At 35.0% G+C, this 17,206-nt stretch carries 17 protein-coding genes; 14 read left to right on the top strand and 3 right to left on the bottom strand.

Translation table 11 applies throughout. The annotated features are described in order from the left end of the window. Nucleotides 1-35: 35 nt before the first annotated feature. Nucleotides 36-536 carry a BlaI/MecI/CopY family transcriptional regulator gene (locus GTR01_RS13345; protein ID WP_160138325.1) on the bottom strand — a complete coding sequence of 167 codons (501 nt, stop codon included), beginning with the start codon at nucleotides 534-536 and terminating at the stop codon, nucleotides 36-38. Between the two features lie 8 nt (nucleotides 537-544). Continuing rightward, nucleotides 545-1,147, bottom strand: coding sequence for a phosphatase PAP2 family protein (locus GTR01_RS13340; RefSeq protein ID WP_160138324.1), 603 nt, complete (start codon nucleotides 1,145-1,147; stop codon nucleotides 545-547). A gap of 577 nt (nucleotides 1,148-1,724) precedes the next feature. On the opposite strand from GTR01_RS13340, the gene GTR01_RS24775 reads away from it, so the two are divergent. From GTR01_RS24775 to GTR01_RS13280, 12 genes are all read left to right on the top strand, one after another. After that, nucleotides 1,725-1,853 (top strand): hypothetical protein, encoded by a 129-nt coding sequence (locus tag GTR01_RS24775; protein ID WP_262885751.1) that lies wholly within the window; start codon nucleotides 1,725-1,727, stop codon nucleotides 1,851-1,853. Between the two features lie 317 nt (nucleotides 1,854-2,170). Further along, nucleotides 2,171-3,172 carry a pyruvate dehydrogenase (acetyl-transferring) E1 component subunit alpha gene (pdhA, locus tag GTR01_RS13330; protein WP_160138323.1) on the top strand — a complete coding sequence of 334 codons (1,002 nt, stop codon included), beginning with the start codon at nucleotides 2,171-2,173 and terminating at the stop codon, nucleotides 3,170-3,172. A gap of 109 nt (nucleotides 3,173-3,281) precedes the next feature. Next, complete coding sequence (locus tag GTR01_RS13325; RefSeq protein WP_160138322.1) at nucleotides 3,282-4,880, top strand: pyruvate dehydrogenase complex dihydrolipoamide acetyltransferase; 1,599 nt, start codon at nucleotides 3,282-3,284, stop codon at nucleotides 4,878-4,880. 174 nt (nucleotides 4,881-5,054) lie between these two features. Beyond that, nucleotides 5,055-5,582 carry a hypothetical protein gene (locus tag GTR01_RS13320; RefSeq protein WP_160138321.1) on the top strand — a complete coding sequence of 176 codons (528 nt, stop codon included), beginning with the start codon at nucleotides 5,055-5,057 and terminating at the stop codon, nucleotides 5,580-5,582. A 100-nt stretch (nucleotides 5,583-5,682) separates the two neighbouring features. Beyond that, nucleotides 5,683-6,351 (top strand): ABC transporter ATP-binding protein, encoded by a 669-nt coding sequence (locus tag GTR01_RS13315; RefSeq protein WP_115968897.1) that lies wholly within the window; start codon nucleotides 5,683-5,685, stop codon nucleotides 6,349-6,351. A 13-nt stretch (nucleotides 6,352-6,364) separates the two neighbouring features. After that, nucleotides 6,365-6,943 (top strand): murein L,D-transpeptidase catalytic domain-containing protein, encoded by a 579-nt coding sequence (locus GTR01_RS13310; RefSeq protein WP_160138320.1) that lies wholly within the window; start codon nucleotides 6,365-6,367, stop codon nucleotides 6,941-6,943. A gap of 34 nt (nucleotides 6,944-6,977) precedes the next feature. Beyond that, complete coding sequence (gene radC / locus GTR01_RS13305; RefSeq protein ID WP_160138319.1) at nucleotides 6,978-7,655, top strand: RadC family protein; 678 nt, start codon at nucleotides 6,978-6,980, stop codon at nucleotides 7,653-7,655. After that, nucleotides 7,652-8,563, top strand: a complete 912-nt coding sequence (locus GTR01_RS13300) for a hypothetical protein (RefSeq protein WP_160138318.1) — start codon at nucleotides 7,652-7,654, stop codon at nucleotides 8,561-8,563. The genes radC and GTR01_RS13300 overlap by 4 nt, the downstream gene beginning before the upstream one ends. Before the next feature lie 113 nt (nucleotides 8,564-8,676). After that, nucleotides 8,677-9,573: a phytanoyl-CoA dioxygenase family protein gene (locus GTR01_RS13295; RefSeq protein ID WP_228452236.1), complete on the top strand. Its 897-nt coding sequence runs from the start codon at nucleotides 8,677-8,679 to the stop codon at nucleotides 9,571-9,573. A 36-nt stretch (nucleotides 9,574-9,609) separates the two neighbouring features. Beyond that, nucleotides 9,610-10,122: a hypothetical protein gene (locus GTR01_RS13290; RefSeq protein WP_066699697.1), complete on the top strand. Its 513-nt coding sequence runs from the start codon at nucleotides 9,610-9,612 to the stop codon at nucleotides 10,120-10,122. Between the two features lie 17 nt (nucleotides 10,123-10,139). Then, a complete protein-coding gene (locus GTR01_RS13285) occupies nucleotides 10,140-10,751 on the top strand; it encodes an inorganic pyrophosphatase (protein WP_160138316.1) in 612 nt (203 codons plus the stop codon). A 385-nt stretch (nucleotides 10,752-11,136) separates the two neighbouring features. After that, nucleotides 11,137-13,863 carry a sodium-translocating pyrophosphatase gene (locus tag GTR01_RS13280; RefSeq protein ID WP_160138315.1) on the top strand — a complete coding sequence of 909 codons (2,727 nt, stop codon included), beginning with the start codon at nucleotides 11,137-11,139 and terminating at the stop codon, nucleotides 13,861-13,863. Nucleotides 13,864-14,135: 272 nt separating this feature from the next. Here the strand turns inward: GTR01_RS13280 and GTR01_RS13275 are convergent, their stop codons facing one another. Further along, a complete protein-coding gene (locus tag GTR01_RS13275; protein WP_160138314.1) occupies nucleotides 14,136-15,275 on the bottom strand; it encodes an aminotransferase class I/II-fold pyridoxal phosphate-dependent enzyme in 1,140 nt (379 codons plus the stop codon). Nucleotides 15,276-15,491: 216 nt separating this feature from the next. On the opposite strand from GTR01_RS13275, the gene GTR01_RS13270 reads away from it, so the two are divergent. Both GTR01_RS13270 and GTR01_RS13265 read left to right on the top strand, forming a co-directional pair. Next, the gene (locus tag GTR01_RS13270; RefSeq protein WP_160138313.1) at nucleotides 15,492-16,532 is read left to right on the top strand and encodes a M28 family metallopeptidase; all 1,041 of its coding nucleotides are present in this window, start codon (nucleotides 15,492-15,494) and stop codon (nucleotides 16,530-16,532) included. A gap of 155 nt (nucleotides 16,533-16,687) precedes the next feature. Further along, entirely contained in the window at nucleotides 16,688-17,188 is a 501-nt protein-coding gene (locus GTR01_RS13265; RefSeq protein ID WP_160138312.1) for an endonuclease V, read from the top strand. The last annotated feature ends 18 nt before the right edge of the window (nucleotides 17,189-17,206 follow it).

Here is a 17,206-nt window from a genome sequence, read left to right as displayed (position 1 = left end):
ATATAAAGCGGCTTAAAAGCCGCTTTTTTTATTTTCTATAATTTCTTTTTCTTCTTCTTTTTCTCTTTCTCTTTGTCCTTTTCTTTCTCTTTGCTGACTTTTACTTTTTTCTCTTTCTTCGGATTTAAGATTTCCTCAGCAACTTCAAATTTAGGTTCTTCAACTTTGGCAGGCTTAATCTCAATTTTAAGATCAAAATACCCTTTAAGATCGCTTTGTGTAAGTAGTTTTTCACTGAACAAAAATTCCAGGATCTCTTTTCCTGAATCATTGAAAAAATTGTGTGTAAGTTCTTTTAAAAGAAACTTCCTGTATTCTTCAGACGGAACAATGACTGTGTATTTGAAGATTCTTCCTTCCTTTACTGTAGATAAATAGCCCTTTTCAACCAATATTTTCAAATATGTGGAAACCGTATTTTGGTGGGGTTTGGGTTCCGGATGCTGCTCCATAACGTCCTTCAGATAGAAAGATTCCATTGTCCAAAACAGCTTCATAAAGTTTTCTTCTGCGGCGGTAAGATGATTGATTTTCATATATTCTTCTAATGTTGAAATTGTATATTGCAATAAAGATAAATAAAAGATACCATAAAAGCTATTCCAGCTCCCATAAATACTTCTTTTACCGTATGCCTTTTTAAAATAATTCTGGTGAGTCCTACCAGGCCGGCGATCCCAAGCCATAGAAGACCCATTTTCCAGTCTAAAGTGAAAAATAATGCAGCTACAAATATATTAAATGCAGTATGCATAGAACTTTTAATGAAAAAATTGCTGATTTGAAGAGCAAAAAGCAGGATTAAAATAAAAAGCATTACCAAATCAACATATCCGTTTTTCACATAATTGAAAATGAGATAAATAATAACACAGGCTGCAATAAAAATGTACAATGTCTTTCGCTGAACCCGGTTGGAAACATCCATATTGGTATACCGACCTGTTTTTACATTCCATACCAGCCATATAACAACTGGTGCAATAATCATTAATAGTAAAGGAAGGAAATAAAGAAGGGATTCCTTAAAAGTATACTCCCTAAAGCTCATGTACACAAAAAAAATAATCAGGGAAACCAGCGGATTGAAAAAATCAGAGATGATCTTTGAGATTTTGTGGAGAAGCGAAGCCTTTTTTTCTTCCATATAATAGTTTAAAAGTCAAATATAAGATTATAAGCCCAAAAAACAAATGAAGACTCATTAATGATGTGTTTTTTGAGATATGGAAAATGTAACTGAGCATTGATGTCCTTTAATATGTTAAAATTTTTCTTCTGTTTTGTTGGAAATAATATGGTTTATTTCTAAAAATATCTAATTTTAATGAGTTCTGTTTTTAAAGAGAAAGGAGCAATTTTCCTTTTATCATTTTTGAAATATCGTAGGAATAAAGGGATTCATAAACTAATCCTAATATTTAATATAATGAAACGGTTATTTATACTATGTCTGTTTGTTCTGGGAGTTTTATTTTCGGGCAAACTTATTCAAAAGACGTTTCATCATCAGTTCCTGTTCATCAGTTGAGAATTTATGAAATTCCAAAAGAAATAGACAAGTATTTTTAGATCGGTTCAGAGATCATGCTCTAAGGATTATGAAAAAATATGGATTCACCATTGTGCCAATCTGGGAATCAGAATTTGAAGGAAAAACGGAATTTATTTATTGGTTTGAATGGAAAAATGAAGAGGCAATGAAAATGGCCTGACAGGCTTTTATGGGCGATCCAGAAAAGAAAGAGATTAAGATGAAAACTGCAAAATTACATGGAGATTTTGTGAATAATATTGAAGACCGAACATTGAAACTTACAGAATTTTCACCCGAAAAGAAGTTGTTGAAATAACCAAAAGATATGTTAACAATAATTAAAGATGAAAGAAAAGAGAGGTGAATAAACCATGATTTTTGGCACCTTACCTCATTTGGATATTTCAGGGAAACTATATAGATAGGCCGATTTCATAGATATTATAACACGAAAAGAATAGGAAAAATGCTATTTTATGAGGGTTTCTATGGGTCGAAAATTAAGAATAATCCCCTCCGCCTGCAAGTAGATTTTAGAGAAAAAACGAAAAGTTACTTATGCATACAATAAAAACAAAGTTTTTTTCATAATTTTGCTCAACTATTTCATCATAAAAAAGCAAGAGCTAACACATGAAAGAATTTTCTAAAGAGGTATACCTGAAGTGGTATGAAGATATGACAATGTGGAGAAGGTTTGAAGACAAATGCCGTTCTCTTTACCTAAAACAAAAGATCAGAGGATTTTTACATTTGTATAATGGTCAGGAAGCTATTCCTGCTGGTTTTACACATGCAATGGATCTTACAAAAGACAGTATGATTACTGCTTACAGATGTCACATCCATCCAATGGCGATGGGAGTAGATCCTAAGAGAATCATGGCTGAACTTTGTGGTAAAGCTACAGGTACATCCGGAGGTATGGGTGGATCTATGCACATTTTCAGTAAAGAGCACCGTTTCTACGGAGGTCATGGTATTGTTGGAGGACAAATTCCATTGGGAGCAGGTATTGCTTTTGCAGATAAATATTTCGACAGAAAAGCTGTAAACATTTGTTTCTTCGGAGATGGTGCTGCAAGACAAGGTTCATTACATGAGACATTCAACATGGCAATGAACTGGAAGCTTCCTGTAGTATTTGTGGTAGAAAACAACCAATATGCAATGGGAACTTCTGTAAAAAGAACTGCTAACCACGAAGATATCTATAAATTAGGATTAGGGTACGAAATGCCTTGTCTTGCTGTAGATGCAATGGATCCGGTAAAAGTAGCTGAAGCTGCTTACGAAGCTATTGAAAGAGCAAGAAGAGGAGACGGGCCTACATTCATTGAAGCGAGAACATATCGTTATAGAGGTCACTCTATGTCTGATGCTGAGCCATATAGATCTAAAGAAGAAGTAGCTGTTCACAAGAATGATGACCCAATCGAATTGGTGAAACACAGAATTCTTGAAAACGGATGGGCTACTGAAGCTGAATTGGAAGCTATGGATAACAAGTCGAGAGACTTTGTTGAGGAGTGCATCGAGTTTATGGAAAATTCTCCATATCCAGATGCTGAGAAAATCTATGAGTATGTATACGCTCAGGAAGATTATCCATTCTTAGACAAATTAGAAAACTAAAAAGATAATGAGTTAATTTGACAATTTGAGAATTTGAAAATGTGATATAGTATGTCCTTTTTTAATTTTCAAATTTTCAGATTGCTAAATTTTCAAATTAAAATAAATTATGGCAGAAGTAATTACGATGCCCCGCCTTTCCGACACTATGACGGAGGGTAAAGTGGCAAAATGGCATAAAAAAGTAGGCGATAAAGTAAAGGAAGGAGATATTTTAGCTGAAATTGAAACTGACAAAGCAGTTCAGGATTTCGAATCTGAAGTAGAAGGTACCCTTTTATACATTGGTGTAGAAGAAGGTGCAGGAGCTGCTGTAGATTCTATTTTAGCAATTATCGGTAATGAAGGAGAAGATATTTCAGGATTAACAGGTGGAGCTGCTGCTCCGGCTGCAGGTACTGAAGAAACAAAATCACAAGAACAGCCTAAGGCAGAAACTGTGGAAACTGCTTCAGCGGAAATTCCGGCAGGAGTAGAAGTGATTACAATGCCAAGACTTTCTGATACAATGACGGAAGGTAAGGTTGCTAAATGGCACAAAAATATTGGCGATACAGTAAAAGAAGGTGATCTTCTTGCTGAAATCGAAACAGATAAAGCAGTACAAGACTTCGAATCTGAATTCAATGGAGTACTATTGAAGCAAGGAGTAGAAGAAGGTGGTGCAGCTCCGGTTGACACTGTATTGGCTATTATTGGCCCTGCAGGAACTGATGTTTCAGCGGTAGGAGCTCCTAAAGCTGCTTCTTCGGCATCAGAAAAACCAGCTGAACAGAAAGCAGAAGCTAAAACGGAAGAAAAAGCTGCTCCGGTTGCTAATACTTCATCTTCTGACAGAGTTGCAATTTCTCCATTGGCTAAGAAAATGGCTCAGGATAAAGGAGTTGACATCAATACTGTTCAGGGTTCAGGTGAAAACGGAAGAATCGTTAAAAAAGATATTGAAAACTATCAGCCAGCTGCAAAACCAGCAGCTTCAGCTCCGGCTGCAAGTGCTGCTGCTCAGGTTGCTGTAAGCTTTGTACAAGGAGAAGATACAGAAACTCCAAACTCACAAGTAAGAAACGTTATCGCAAAACGTCTTTCTGAAAGTAAGTTCTCTGCTCCACACTACTATCTGATGGTTGAAATCAACATGGATAAAGCGATCGAAGCTAGAAAAGAGATCAACTCTATTCCAGATACGAAGATTTCATTCAATGATATGATCATTAAAGCAACAGCTATTGCTTTAAGAAAACACCCACAGGTAAATTCAAGCTGGGCAGGAGATAAGATTATTCACAGAGGAAATATTAACGTTGGAGTGGCAGTAGCTATTCCTGACGGATTAGTAGTTCCTGTATTGAAGAATACAGATCAAATGTCTTACACTCAGATCTCTGCAGCTGTAAAAGATATGGCTTCAAGAGCTAAGAACAAAGGCCTTAAAGCTAACGAAATGGAAGGATCTACATTCTCTATTTCTAACCTTGGAATGTTCGGAATTGAAACATTTACAAGTATCATCAACCAACCAAATTCTGCGATCCTTTCAGTAGGAGCTATTATCGAGAAGCCAATCGTTAAGAATGGTCAGATTGTAGTAGGTAACACAATGAAGCTTTCATTAGCATGTGACCACAGAGTAGTAGATGGTGCTACAGGTGCACAATTCTTACAAACCTTAAGAACATATTTAGAAAATCCATTAACTTTGTTACTGTAATTTTCTGAATTGAAAATAATAAAGCCTCCCAATCGGGAGGCTTTTTGTTTTTGGGAGTTAAAGAAAAAAACTAAATAGAGAATAGATCAGTGAAACGTTTTGATATCACGCTTTTCTTCATAAAAAACATTATATTTAGGGAATGATTTTCGAGAAGTTATAAAATAAAAGACGATGAATAAGATAGGGGCTGTTTGTGTTATAATTGTGCTTGGTATATTAGGTTTATTTTTTTTAGCAAGTAATTCTGAATATGTTTTAGAATCGGAATCCGGAGAAAATACTATTTTTTCAGAAAATAATGTTTTTAGTTTAAGTCCAAGTTTGAGAAGCGAAGACGGTGATATTTATTACACAATTAATACCTTTTTATTTACTGATGATAAGAAAGAGAATAAACCTGAGCCCACAGTTGTTATTGATAAGATTAAAGTAACTCTGAGTTCAGAAGGAAAAGAAATTCCTTTGGATGTGGAGAACTTACAGAGCAGTAAAGGTATTCTCTTTAAACAATCTTCCAATGAAATCATTCATCATAGCGCTGCTGCAAGGTATTTTTATGTCAATTGTGATCATTCAGCTTATAATTTAAATCTAAAGCTTACGTATGTATTGGAAGGAAAATCTTATACTATAGATAAAGAATACCGCTATAGGAAAGTACTACATACAACAGACAAGAAGTTAATAAGATTATTTTGAATACTTTTCCATTGATTATTGGCTTTTAATAGCAGATGGAATTACTATATTTATAGTTACAATATTATTTTGTTCTATTTATATTTACTATTTTTGAATCATGATTAAAGCAAGAAATATCCATAAGTCTTATGGGAATTTAGAAGTACTGAAAGGAGTTGATATTCACATTAAAGTAGGGGAAGTGGTTTCTATTGTAGGAGAATCCGGAGCAGGTAAATCAACATTGCTACAGATTTTAGGAACATTGGATCATCCCACTCAATCCGGAAAGTATGATACTGAAATTGAGATCGCAGGCGAATCATTTATCAATATGAATGATAAGCAGTTATCAAAATTCAGAAATCAGAATATCGGTTTTGTATTTCAGTTTCATCAATTGCTTCCTGAATTTACTGCTTTGGAAAATGTTTTGCTTCCTACAAGAATTGCAGGTGCTAATGAAAGAGAGGCTATGGAAAAAGCGTATGCTTTGTTTGAGGATCTTAAAATCGAACAACGACTGAATCATAAACCCAACCAGCTTTCCGGTGGAGAAGCGCAAAGGGTAGCCGTTGCAAGAGCTTTAATCAATTCACCAAAAATTATCTTTGCTGATGAACCTACAGGTAACCTGGATTCAAAAAATGCGGATGATCTTCACAGGCTGTTTTTTGACCTTAGAGATAAGTATAACCAAACCTTTGTGATTGTTACCCATAACCCAAATCTGGCTGAAATTACCGACCGTAAGCTTGTCATGAAAGACGGAATGATTATAGAATAACCTTCTTATACAGATGATGAAACACTTTATTTTTCTTTTTATACTTTTAGTTTCGTGCTCAAAAGCTGAATCGCAGCAGGCTGCAGTGCCGAGCCTGCCTTCATCCAAAATTGAAGAAATTAAAAAATATATTAAAGATAAAGATTACAATCAGGAGCTGGCAGTTTTTATTAACTTTAAAATTCCATCCGGAAAATACCGTTACTTCATCTACGATCTGAAAAATAATAAAGTCATACAAAAAGCTATTGTAGCTCATGGTTCAGGATCTGTGATTTCAGGATCAAATGCTTTAAAGTTTAGTAATGTAGAAGGATCCTATCAATCTTCATTGGGTAAATATGCGATTGGAGGAAGTTATACAGGGCAATTTGGAAAAGCTTACCGTTTAAAAGGACTGGATTCTACCAACGATAATGCTATGCAGAGAGCCATTGTACTTCATTCCTTTAGCAGTGTTTCTGATGTAGAATCGGAGAAGCCTGCCGCTTTAAGTCTGGGATGTCCGATGCTTTCAATCAATGCTTTTAAAGAAACTGCAAAATATATTGACAAGTCGCAGAAGCCTATCATCTTATATGCATTCTATTAATTAATTATTCTATCTATCATTTAAACCGATTACCATGTCCTTAAAACTTTTGGCAGAAGACGACAGACCACGGGAGAAATTCTTACAAAAAGGTAAGGGTTCACTTTCCGATTCTGAACTTTTAGCGATTATTATGGGAAGTGGAAATAGAGAAGAAAGTGTGGTAGAACTGGCCAGAAAGATTTTAGCATCTGTCAACAATAATTGGCATCAGCTAAGCTTACTTTCTCTTAAAGATCTGATGAAGTTCAAAGGAATAGGAGAGGCTAAAGCCATATCCATCATTACCGCTTTAGAAATTGGAAGAAGAAGAGCCGGTCAGGAAATTCCTGAGCGAACAGTGATTGGAAATAGTAATGATGCCTATTCAATCCTCAAAAATAATTTGTCAGATTTAAGAACTGAAGAATTTTGGGCCATCTTTCTAAATAATAGCAATAAAGTGATCCATACTTCACAATTAACCCAAGGCGGAATCAGCCAGTCTATTGTAGATGTTAGAGTTCTTTTTAAAACAGCACTTGAACACTTCTCCACAGGAGTGATTATCGCTCACAATCATCCTTCAGGAAGCCTGAAGCCAAGCAAAGAAGATATGAACATTACCCAAAAAATAAAAGAAGGCGGGGCAATATTAAGCATTCAGCTTTTAGATCATATCATCATCACACAAAATTCATATTTTAGCTTTTCGGACGCAGGATTATTATGATTAGAAGATTGAAATATAATGAAATTGACTTTGTAAAATATTCTCAATGCTTACACCTTTCTAAGCAAAGAAAATACTCGGCAACAAAGGACTTTTTAGATATAACTACCCAAAAACAATGGGAAGTCCTTGTGTACAATGATTATGAAGCGGTAATGCCAATTCCTTTTGTAAGAAAGTATGGTGTTAAAATCGTTCATAATCCTAAACTTTGCCAGCAATTAGGAGTCTTTTCCACTAGCGATGATGTCAACCTTAATGAAAAATTTTTAGCCTTTCTGGAAGGGCATTATTTGATAAGAGCCTATCCTTTTAATGATAGCAATGAGCTTCGTTCAACATTCAGAATAAAGAAGAACTTTTTGATTTATCCTGATATTTATGAAGCGGTTTACGCCAGATATTCTCCTAAAAGAAAAAGAAAGTTAAGATTGGATGAAGAAGTTTTGAATCATTCCGAGATAAAATCCGTTTCTTATGATGAAGTGAAGTCTTTTATAGAAACCCATATCATAGGATTGAGTAAAGAAAGTGATTTATCCGGATTTTTGGAGTTGTATGAAACGTTTTATCGTCTGAAATATTTGAATTTCCTGGCCTTTTATTACCAGGGAAAAATAATTAATGCGATTGCTACCTATTCAGATTGTGATATGGTTGCTCTTTTGGGGAACTTCAGTGATAAAGAATATGTTAAATTATCCGGAGCATCCGTATTGATTGATCATGTTATTAAAGAAACTATTGAAACCAATATCTTTGATTTTGAAGGGGGAGATATTCCAAATATTGAAGAATTTTTCAGAGGATTTCGCCCGGAACTTAAACCTTACGGAATGATAGAACACTCTAAAAAAGATCTATTTAAAAAATTAGGCTCTTTAATGGTAAAAGGAAGGATTTTTTAATGATAAAAAGCATTGTTTAGATTGGTTCTAATCTAGTATTATTCCGTACCTTTATAAAACACATATTAATAACCGTTATGTTACAACAAATTCGTAATTATAAATTATCATATATGCTTTATAATTTCTTTAAAAAGAGCAAGTTAAAGCATAATATTCCATTATATAAAAAGTACGGAATCAACAAGAGTTATTTTTCAAGTATCTCAAGTAAAGATTTCGCTCATCTTCCTCAAACGGAAAGAAGTATTGGCGAGGGAAAACTTTCATCCACTGCTTTTTTTAAAAAATTATCAGAAGAGAATAAGGAAAGTGCCCTTCACTATGATGATAACGGCTACATGATCCTGAGGAACTTTATTAGCCCGGAAACCGCTGAAAATATCAATATTGAGATTGAGAAGCTTATGAAGGACGGAACTTTACAATTTCGATATGGCGGAAAACTGATGTTTGCGATTCACCATTCGGAAATCATCAGAAATATTGGAAGTGATAAAGAATTGTTGGAATTTTTGTCTGTTTTGCTTGATGGTAAAGCCAAATTATTTCAAAGCATCAACTTTATTAACGGTAGCCAGCAGAAAACCCATTCTGATAGTATTCACATGACAACATTCCCATTGGGCGGACTGTTAGGAGTATGGATTGCTCTGGAAGATGTAGATGAAACTAATGGTGCATTGCATTATATTCCCGGAAGCCACAAATTACCTTATTTTCTGAATTCAGACTATGATAATGAAGGTACAGCTTTGAAAATAGGGAAGAAGAGCTATAAAGCTTATGAAGAATTTTTGGAGAACAAGGTGAAAGAATTGGGACTGAAGAAAGAGATTTTCAGAGCTAAAAAAGGTGATATGCTGATCTGGCATGCCAATATTCTTCACGGCGGAGAACCTCATACCGATAAAAATAAAACCCGAAAAAGCCTGGTGTACCACTTTTTTGATGAAAACAGCGTATGCTACCATGAAGTTACACAAAGACCTGCATTATTTGAACTGTAATATCAGAAAATATTAGTAATTTTGCAGTCTAAAATTATGACGAGTCTTTCAGGATATTTACCCTATGCATTTGCATTGATTATTGCAATTCCTTTTTTGGTTTTGCTAAGACAATTTGTACACTCGTATATTACTCTTAAAAACCAGGAACTCAAATTACTTACCGTGAAGTCTAATTCGGAGAATAAAGCGCATTCTTATGAGAGAATGACCTTGTTTCTGGATAGAATAAAACCTTCTAACCTGATTCAGAGATTTGACAAAGGATTGGCAGTTCATGAGTTTATTTTCCTTACAGAAAAAGCAATCAATGAAGAGTTTGAATATAATTCCTCTCAACAGCTTTATGTAACGAAGAATTCATGGAAGAATATTGTAGATTCTAAAAATGCCATTATAGACCTTCTTCATAAGACCTACGATGGATTGAAAGGAGAAGTGAAACTTGATGAATTCAAAACGATTTTCATCATGAACTATATGGAAAGCAATGATTATGTTGCTGAAACAATAGAAGATTTAAGAAAAGAAATTTTAATAATAACTTAAAAAATAACAGATAAATAATGATTCCAAATTTTAAAGCACATCCATGGCACGGAATTTCTGCAGGAGAAGATGCGCCAAATGTTGTAAACGTATTTGTGGAAATTGTTCCTTCAGATACTATTAAATATGAAGTAGATAAAGAAACAGGATATTTAAAAGTAGACAGGCCTCAGAAATTTTCTAATATCATCCCGGCTTTATATGGTTTTGTTCCAAGAACATATTGTGATAAAGAAGTGATGAACCTTGCTATAGAAGCAGGAGCAACTGATGTGACAATGGGAGATCATGATCCACTTGATATTTGTGTTTTAAGTTCTCACAATATTCACGCTGGAGGTCTATTGATGGAAGCTATTCCAATTGGAGGTTTCAAAATGATTGACGGTGGAGAAGCAGATGACAAAATTGTAGCAGTAATGATCAATGACCATGCTTTCGGACACTTCAGAGATATTACTGAATTACCAGAAGCAGAAGTTAAAAGATTAATGCACTACTTCTTAACGTACAAAAACTTACCGGATGAGCCTGCAAAATGTAGAATCCAAGAAGTTTATGGTGCTGAGCATGCAAGAAAAGTGATCAAAGCATCTCAAACAGACTATGCAGATAAATTTGGAGGATAATATTCTCTGATGTACATCATACAAAAAGGATAAACGGGAAACTGTTTATCCTTTTTTTTGTAAAGTAAGGAAGCTGGAGGCCGGAGTAAGGAAGTTATTGAAGTGTTTAATATAAAAATCTGCCCCCCCTTTGAAATGTTTTTATTGTTTAAAGCGAAGCTTACCTTAATACTCTTAAAACCTTAATGTTTTAAAAATTAAAATCATTTTCAAGCCTGATTCCATAAGCTTTTGTAACAATTTTAAACCTGCAATATTTTCAGAAAAAGAATCAGTTACCTATAAGATTCTTTTGTGTAGTAATGAAAAGTCCGTGATTTTTTTAATGCTTTGATGGTAATTATTTATTATATTTATTTTTCTATTACCAAAAAAATATTAAACTATGGATCTATTTGTGTTAGTGCCAATTTTTGGTGTCTTAGCTTTGCTTTATACATTTCTTCAGAGCAACTGGGTAAATAAACAGAATGCAGGAAATGAAAAAATGAAAATAATCAGCGGACATATTGCTGATGGTGCGATGGCTTTCTTAAAAGCCGAATATAAAATCTTAACCTATTTTGTCGTCGTTGTAGCCATTCTCCTGGCAGTGATGGGATCTACTAATGCCAATTCACACTGGAGTATAGGTCTTGCTTTTGTGGTAGGCGCTATTTTTTCTGCTACAGCTGGATTTATAGGGATGAAAATTGCAACTAAAGCCAATGTAAGAACTGCAGAAGCAGCAAGAACGTCATTGTCCAAAGCCCTTAAAGTTTCTTTTACAGGAGGTTCTGTAATGGGAATGGGAGTAGCCGGACTTGCCGTATTGGGATTAGGAGCTTTGTTTTTGATTATTAAACAGATTTTTGCACCTGAAGCCACAGTAGATTCTCATGAAATGGAAAGAACCATAGAAATTCTTACCGGATTTTCTTTGGGGGCAGAGTCCATTGCTCTTTTTGCAAGAGTAGGTGGTGGTATTTATACAAAAGCGGCAGACGTAGGAGCTGATTTAGTAGGTAAAGTTGAAGCCGGAATTCCGGAGGATGATCCAAGAAATCCAGCAACTATTGCAGATAATGTGGGTGATAATGTTGGAGATGTAGCCGGGATGGGAGCAGACCTTTTCGGATCTTATGTCGCTACTGTATTGGCAACAATGGTATTGGGAAGAGAAACAGTTTCTGATGATTCGTTCGGAGGTTTTGCTCCGATTTTATTACCAATGCTGATTGCAGGAACAGGAATTATCTTTTCAATGATAGGAACTCTATTTGTGAAAATTAATGACAATGAAGGTTCTTCCACTTCCAGTGTCCAAAATGCATTGAATTTAGGAAACTGGGGCAGTATTGTGATTACTGCGATCGCTTCTTATTTTTTGGTTACTTATATTCTTCCTGAAAAAATGATTTTAAGAGGTCATGAATTTACTAAAATGGGAGTATTTGGAGCGATCATGGTAGGATTGGTTGTAGGAACCTTAATGAGCATTATTACTGAATATTATACAGCTATGGGAAAAAGACCTGTTTCCAGTATTGTAAGACAGTCTTCAACCGGACATGCTACTAATATTATTGGTGGGCTTTCTGTAGGAATGGAGTCTACTTTGCTTCCGATCATTGTATTGGCAGGAGGTATTTATGGATCTTATTTATGTGCCGGATTATATGGAGTGGCTATTGCAGCCGCCGGAATGATGGCTACTACTGCAATGCAGCTGGCTATTGATGCTTTTGGCCCGATAGCTGATAATGCGGGAGGTATTGCTGAGATGAGTGAGCTTCCTAAGGAAGTCCGTGAAAAAACAGATATTCTGGATGCTGTAGGAAATACAACTGCTGCTACAGGAAAAGGATTTGCGATTGCTTCAGCAGCATTAACAGCATTAGCCCTGTTTGCCGCTTTTGTAGGAATTGCAGGGATTGATGGGATTGATATCTATAGAGCTGATGTGCTGGCAGGATTGTTTGTGGGCGGTATGATTCCGTTTATATTTTCCTCATTAGCGATTACAGCAGTTGGGCAGGCTGCGATGGCCATGGTGGAAGAAGTGAGAAGACAGTTTCGTGAAATTCCGGGAATTCTGGAAGGAAAAGCCCAGCCTGAATATGAAAAGTGTGTTGCCATTTCTACTGATGCATCCATCCGCAAGATGATGTTACCGGGAGCTATTGCTATTATTTCACCTTTGTTGATCGGATTTATCTTTGGCCCTGAAGTGCTGGGAGGCTTTCTGGCAGGAGCTACAGTATGTGGTGTGTTGATGGGGATGTTCCAGAATAATGCCGGCGGTGCTTGGGATAATGCAAAAAAGTCATTTGAAAAAGGGGTTGATATCAATGGACAGACCTATTATAAAGGTTCTGAACCTCATAAAGCTTCTGTAACCGGAGATACAGTAGGAGATCCGTTTAAAGATACTTCGGGGCCATCAATGAATATTTTAATCAAGCTGATGTCAATTGTTTCATTGGTGATTGCACCTACTTTGGCAGTCTTGCATAAGGATAAAATTGAAGCGAACAGAAAGGCAAAAATTGAAAGCTTAACTGGAATTTCCGGAACTACGGGGATTTCCACAGATCTTAAAACTCCAATTGTTTCGGGGGAAGTGAAAGGACATCTTAATGAAAGCGGAGACTTTGTATACGAAACCGGAAACTTACAAAAAGTAAAACTGAAGGGCGGAAAAACAATAGAATTGGGTGAATCCAGTCAATTGTACCAGCTTTATAATGCCGTTAATCAAAAAGATAAATCAATTCTGGATCCTAATAAATGGTATACGATTGAAAACCTTTACTTTGAAACGGGATCAAGTGATTTAAAAGCAGGGTATGAAATGCAGTTGAATAATATTGCCGAAATTCTAAATGCATATCCTGACCTGAAAATAAAACTAGGAGGTTATACAGACAATAGCGGAAATGAGGAAAGTAATCAGCAGCTGTCTAACCTGAGAGCTCAAACAGCAAAACTAAAGTTGTTAGAATTAGGTGTATCTGCCGATAGGATAGAAGCTGAAGGATATGGTTCGCAGCATCCGGTTTGTGAAGCCAATGATACAGATGAATGTAAAGCCAAAAACAGAAGAATTGATGTAAGAGTTCTGGCTCTTTAATATCAACTTAAAGAATAATAGAAAAACACCGCTAAAATGCGGTGTTTTTTTGTATACTTAAAATATAAAGAATACTTGAAATCAAGAAGATTGATCTGCAATAAAATTAAATAGAAGAATATTAGTGGCTAATGCTCAATTATTTTTTTACCCATAGAATATGGAAATGTAAATGCTTTTTGTTGAAATAACTAAGATTTTCTTGCACCTTAAAATATGCTCATTTTATAACACCGTTTGTGTCTTCCAACCTAAGAAGCAGCTTTTTACTATTATAAATTTTTCTTAAGATATTCTAACGCATTAATAATAACTTCATCCTTTTTTGCAAAGCTAAATCTAATATAATCGGAATTTTGTCTGGAATTATAAAAGGCAGAAAGGGGAAGACAAGCCACTTTTTTATCAATTGTGAGCCATTTGGAGAACTCTATATCCGTCATTGTCTTAGATATATTTCTGAAATTCACTACCTGAAAAACACTTCCTTCAGCTTGTTTTTCAACATATAAAGGGGTTTCTTTAAGCAAATCATTGAAAATGTCTCGCTTTTTCTGCATAATAGATTGAGCTTCTAAAGGATCAAATACTTCCAGATATTTTGCCAGCGCATATTGAGCAGGAGCATTAGTACTATAAGAAATATATTGTTGATGACTTCTGAATAAGGCCGTTAGCTCTTCAGGTGCAAGCATGTAGCTCACTTTCCATCCTGAAGTGTGAAACATTTTACCAAATGAAAAAATACAAAACGTTCTATTCCTAAGCTCAGGATGAACAAAAGAACTGTAATGTTCTGCTCCATCAAAACAATAAGTATCATAGATTTCCTCAGAAATTAAATAGATTTCCCTGTTTTTTATCAACTCAAATAATTGGTTCCAGTCTTCCTTTTTCAAGATATTTCCGGTCGGATTTTGAGGAGAATTGATAATGATCGCTTTGGTTTTTTCTGAAATACAGGCACTGAACTTATCCCAATTTATGGCAAAATCTGTTTCCAGATCATAATATACAGGTATGCCTTCATTCATCACAACAGCAGGAGCGTAAGTGTAATAGGAAGGTTGAATAATAATAACTTCATCATCCTGATTTAAAATAGATTTAAGTGCAGTATATAAAGCAAAGGTTGCACAAGGAACAATGGTGATTTCATTTGTTTTTAATGAAATATTGTTTTTTCTTTCCGTGTTAAAATTGATGATATTCTGTATCAGTAAAGGGTTTCCGGAAAGAGGTTCATAATGATGCGTATTAAGATCTGCCGCTTCTTTCAAAAATGATTTTAGCCGATCATCAATATCAAAATCAGGTAATCCCAGTGAAAGATCAAAGCTACCATGCTTTATGGCCAGCTCAGACATTTCTGTAAAAAAGGAATAATGGGTAAACCCGTGAATTTCTTTCATTAATTTCGTATTTCTATCAAAAGTAATAAAAATTTGATAGTGTATAGGGTTTATATTTTTATATATGTTAATTTTAAGTTTATTTGTTCAATATTGGATATTCTGAATCCTGAAGATATTTTTATTTCTTCCTGAAGGCCTATAATAAGAGGGAAGATCTTTCATTATATAGTTCTGATTCAATAAAAATTGTTATTTTTAAGAAATTTATTCTGTATGAAAAAACTACTTATTCCATTATTTGCTCTTGCGCTGATGACAAGCTGCAAAACTACACAGGTTGCTGATGGTACAGCCCCAAACCATGTTTTTCAAAAACATGATAAAGCTTTTGCCAATGCTTATAAAAGTATCAAAGCCGAAAACCTAAAGAAGAATCTATATGTAATTGCTTCAGATGAGATGGAGGGTAGAGATACAGGAAGCAAAGGGCAGAAAAAAGCAGGAGAATACATGGTTAACTATTATAAAAGCCTCGAGATTTCTTATCCTAAAGCGTTAGGTTCTTACTATCAGAAAGTTCCTTCAGCATTTATGAAGAAAAGAGGAGGCGGAAATCTTCCGGATTCTGAAAATATCTTAGCTTTTATTGAAGGAAGTGAAAAACCCGAAGAAATAGTGGTGGTTTCTGCACATTATGACCATGTAGGAACAAAAAATGGAGTAGTGTATAATGGAGCTGATGATGACGGAAGCGGAACTGTTGCTGTAATGGAGATGGCTAAAGCCTTCCAGGAAGCTAAAAAAGCAGGTAATGGCCCAAAAAGATCTGTTTTATTTCTTCACGTAACAGGAGAAGAACATGGCTTGTTTGGTTCAGAATATTATACAGACAATCCTGTTTTCCCATTGGCGAATACCGTTGTAGATCTTAATATTGATATGATTGGGCGTGACGATCCGGACAACAGAGGAAAGCAATATGTGTATGTGATAGGTTCTGATATGCTAAGCTCGCAGCTTAAAGTAATTAATGAAGCAGCTAATAAGAAAACCAATAATTTGGAACTGAATTACAAGTATGATGATCTTAATGATCCTCAACAATTGTATTACCGTTCAGATCACTATAATTTTGCTAAACATAATGTTCCTGTAGCATTCTTCTTTGATGGAATTCATGAAGACTATCACAAGTCAACGGATGATCCTGATAAGATTGATTATAATCTGTTGGAGAAAAGAACTCAGTTGGTTTTCACTACTGCCTGGGATATTGCTAACAGACCTGAAAGAATTGTAGTAGACAGAAAGTAATCCTTACTTCGTTTATTTTAAAATACATTCAGAAAAAACAAAGGAATAAGGATTTTTTTATTTAAGATGATTAAATCCTTGATCCTTTGTAGATTCTGTTAACTTATGCAATAACTTTCATTTCCTTACTTTGAGGGTTGAAATAAATCAATACGATGATCTACGCATTTGATACCTATTATTATGAAGACTATGCCAATACTGTATGTATTGCATTTGAAGACTGGAAATCTGGCCGGGAAGTAGAAGTTTTTACAGAACAGACTCCCATCAGTTCAGAATATGAAAGCGGAGCCTTTTACAAAAGAGAATTGCCATGTATTCTGAGTTTATTGAATAAAATCGTTTTAAAAGAAAAAGATATTATCATTGTTGATGGATATGTGACTCTTGATAATGATGGTAAAATTGGATTAGGAGGATATCTTTACGAATCTTTACAAGGAAAATATCCCGTGGTAGGTATCGCTAAAAATGAGTTTACAACCCCTGATGCTCAAAGAAGAAGCGTATTGCGTGGAGATAGTAAAACACCTCTTTTTGTAACGGCTAAAGGGATAGATGTGGATCAAATCAAGCTGGATGTAGAGCAGATGCATGGCTCTTATAGAATGCCTACCTTACTGAAAAAGCTTGATCAATTGAGCAGAGCATAAAATAAATTGTCTTACTTT

It is taken from the genome of Chryseobacterium sp. c4a (assembly GCF_009900745.1).
Classification (GTDB): Bacteria; Bacteroidota; Bacteroidia; order Flavobacteriales; family Weeksellaceae; genus Chryseobacterium.
The sequence above is the reverse complement of the archived record's forward strand: the minus strand, read 5'-3'. Positions and strand labels throughout refer to the sequence as shown.

Coding starts and splice junctions, on each gene's coding strand:
- GTR01_RS13345 (WP_160138325.1), bottom strand. CDS start 536: ATGAAAATCAATCATCTTACCGCCGCAGAAGAAAACTTTATGAAGCTG.
- GTR01_RS13340 (WP_160138324.1), bottom strand. CDS start 1,147: ATGGAAGAAAAAAAGGCTTCGCTTCTCCACAAAATCTCAAAGATCATC.
- GTR01_RS24775 (WP_262885751.1), top strand. CDS start 1,725: ATGGGCGATCCAGAAAAGAAAGAGATTAAGATGAAAACTGCAAAATTA.
- pdhA (WP_160138323.1), top strand. CDS start 2,171: ATGAAAGAATTTTCTAAAGAGGTATACCTGAAGTGGTATGAAGATATG.
- GTR01_RS13325 (WP_160138322.1), top strand. CDS start 3,282: ATGGCAGAAGTAATTACGATGCCCCGCCTTTCCGACACTATGACGGAG.
- GTR01_RS13320 (WP_160138321.1), top strand. CDS start 5,055: ATGAATAAGATAGGGGCTGTTTGTGTTATAATTGTGCTTGGTATATTA.
- GTR01_RS13315 (WP_115968897.1), top strand. CDS start 5,683: ATGATTAAAGCAAGAAATATCCATAAGTCTTATGGGAATTTAGAAGTA.
- GTR01_RS13310 (WP_160138320.1), top strand. CDS start 6,365: ATGATGAAACACTTTATTTTTCTTTTTATACTTTTAGTTTCGTGCTCA.
- radC (WP_160138319.1), top strand. CDS start 6,978: ATGTCCTTAAAACTTTTGGCAGAAGACGACAGACCACGGGAGAAATTC.
- GTR01_RS13300 (WP_160138318.1), top strand. CDS start 7,652: ATGATTAGAAGATTGAAATATAATGAAATTGACTTTGTAAAATATTCT.
- GTR01_RS13295 (WP_228452236.1), top strand. CDS start 8,677: ATGCTTTATAATTTCTTTAAAAAGAGCAAGTTAAAGCATAATATTCCA.
- GTR01_RS13290 (WP_066699697.1), top strand. CDS start 9,610: ATGACGAGTCTTTCAGGATATTTACCCTATGCATTTGCATTGATTATT.
- GTR01_RS13285 (WP_160138316.1), top strand. CDS start 10,140: ATGATTCCAAATTTTAAAGCACATCCATGGCACGGAATTTCTGCAGGA.
- GTR01_RS13280 (WP_160138315.1), top strand. CDS start 11,137: ATGGATCTATTTGTGTTAGTGCCAATTTTTGGTGTCTTAGCTTTGCTT.
- GTR01_RS13275 (WP_160138314.1), bottom strand. CDS start 15,275: ATGAAAGAAATTCACGGGTTTACCCATTATTCCTTTTTTACAGAAATG.
- GTR01_RS13270 (WP_160138313.1), top strand. CDS start 15,492: ATGAAAAAACTACTTATTCCATTATTTGCTCTTGCGCTGATGACAAGC.
- GTR01_RS13265 (WP_160138312.1), top strand. CDS start 16,688: ATGATCTACGCATTTGATACCTATTATTATGAAGACTATGCCAATACT.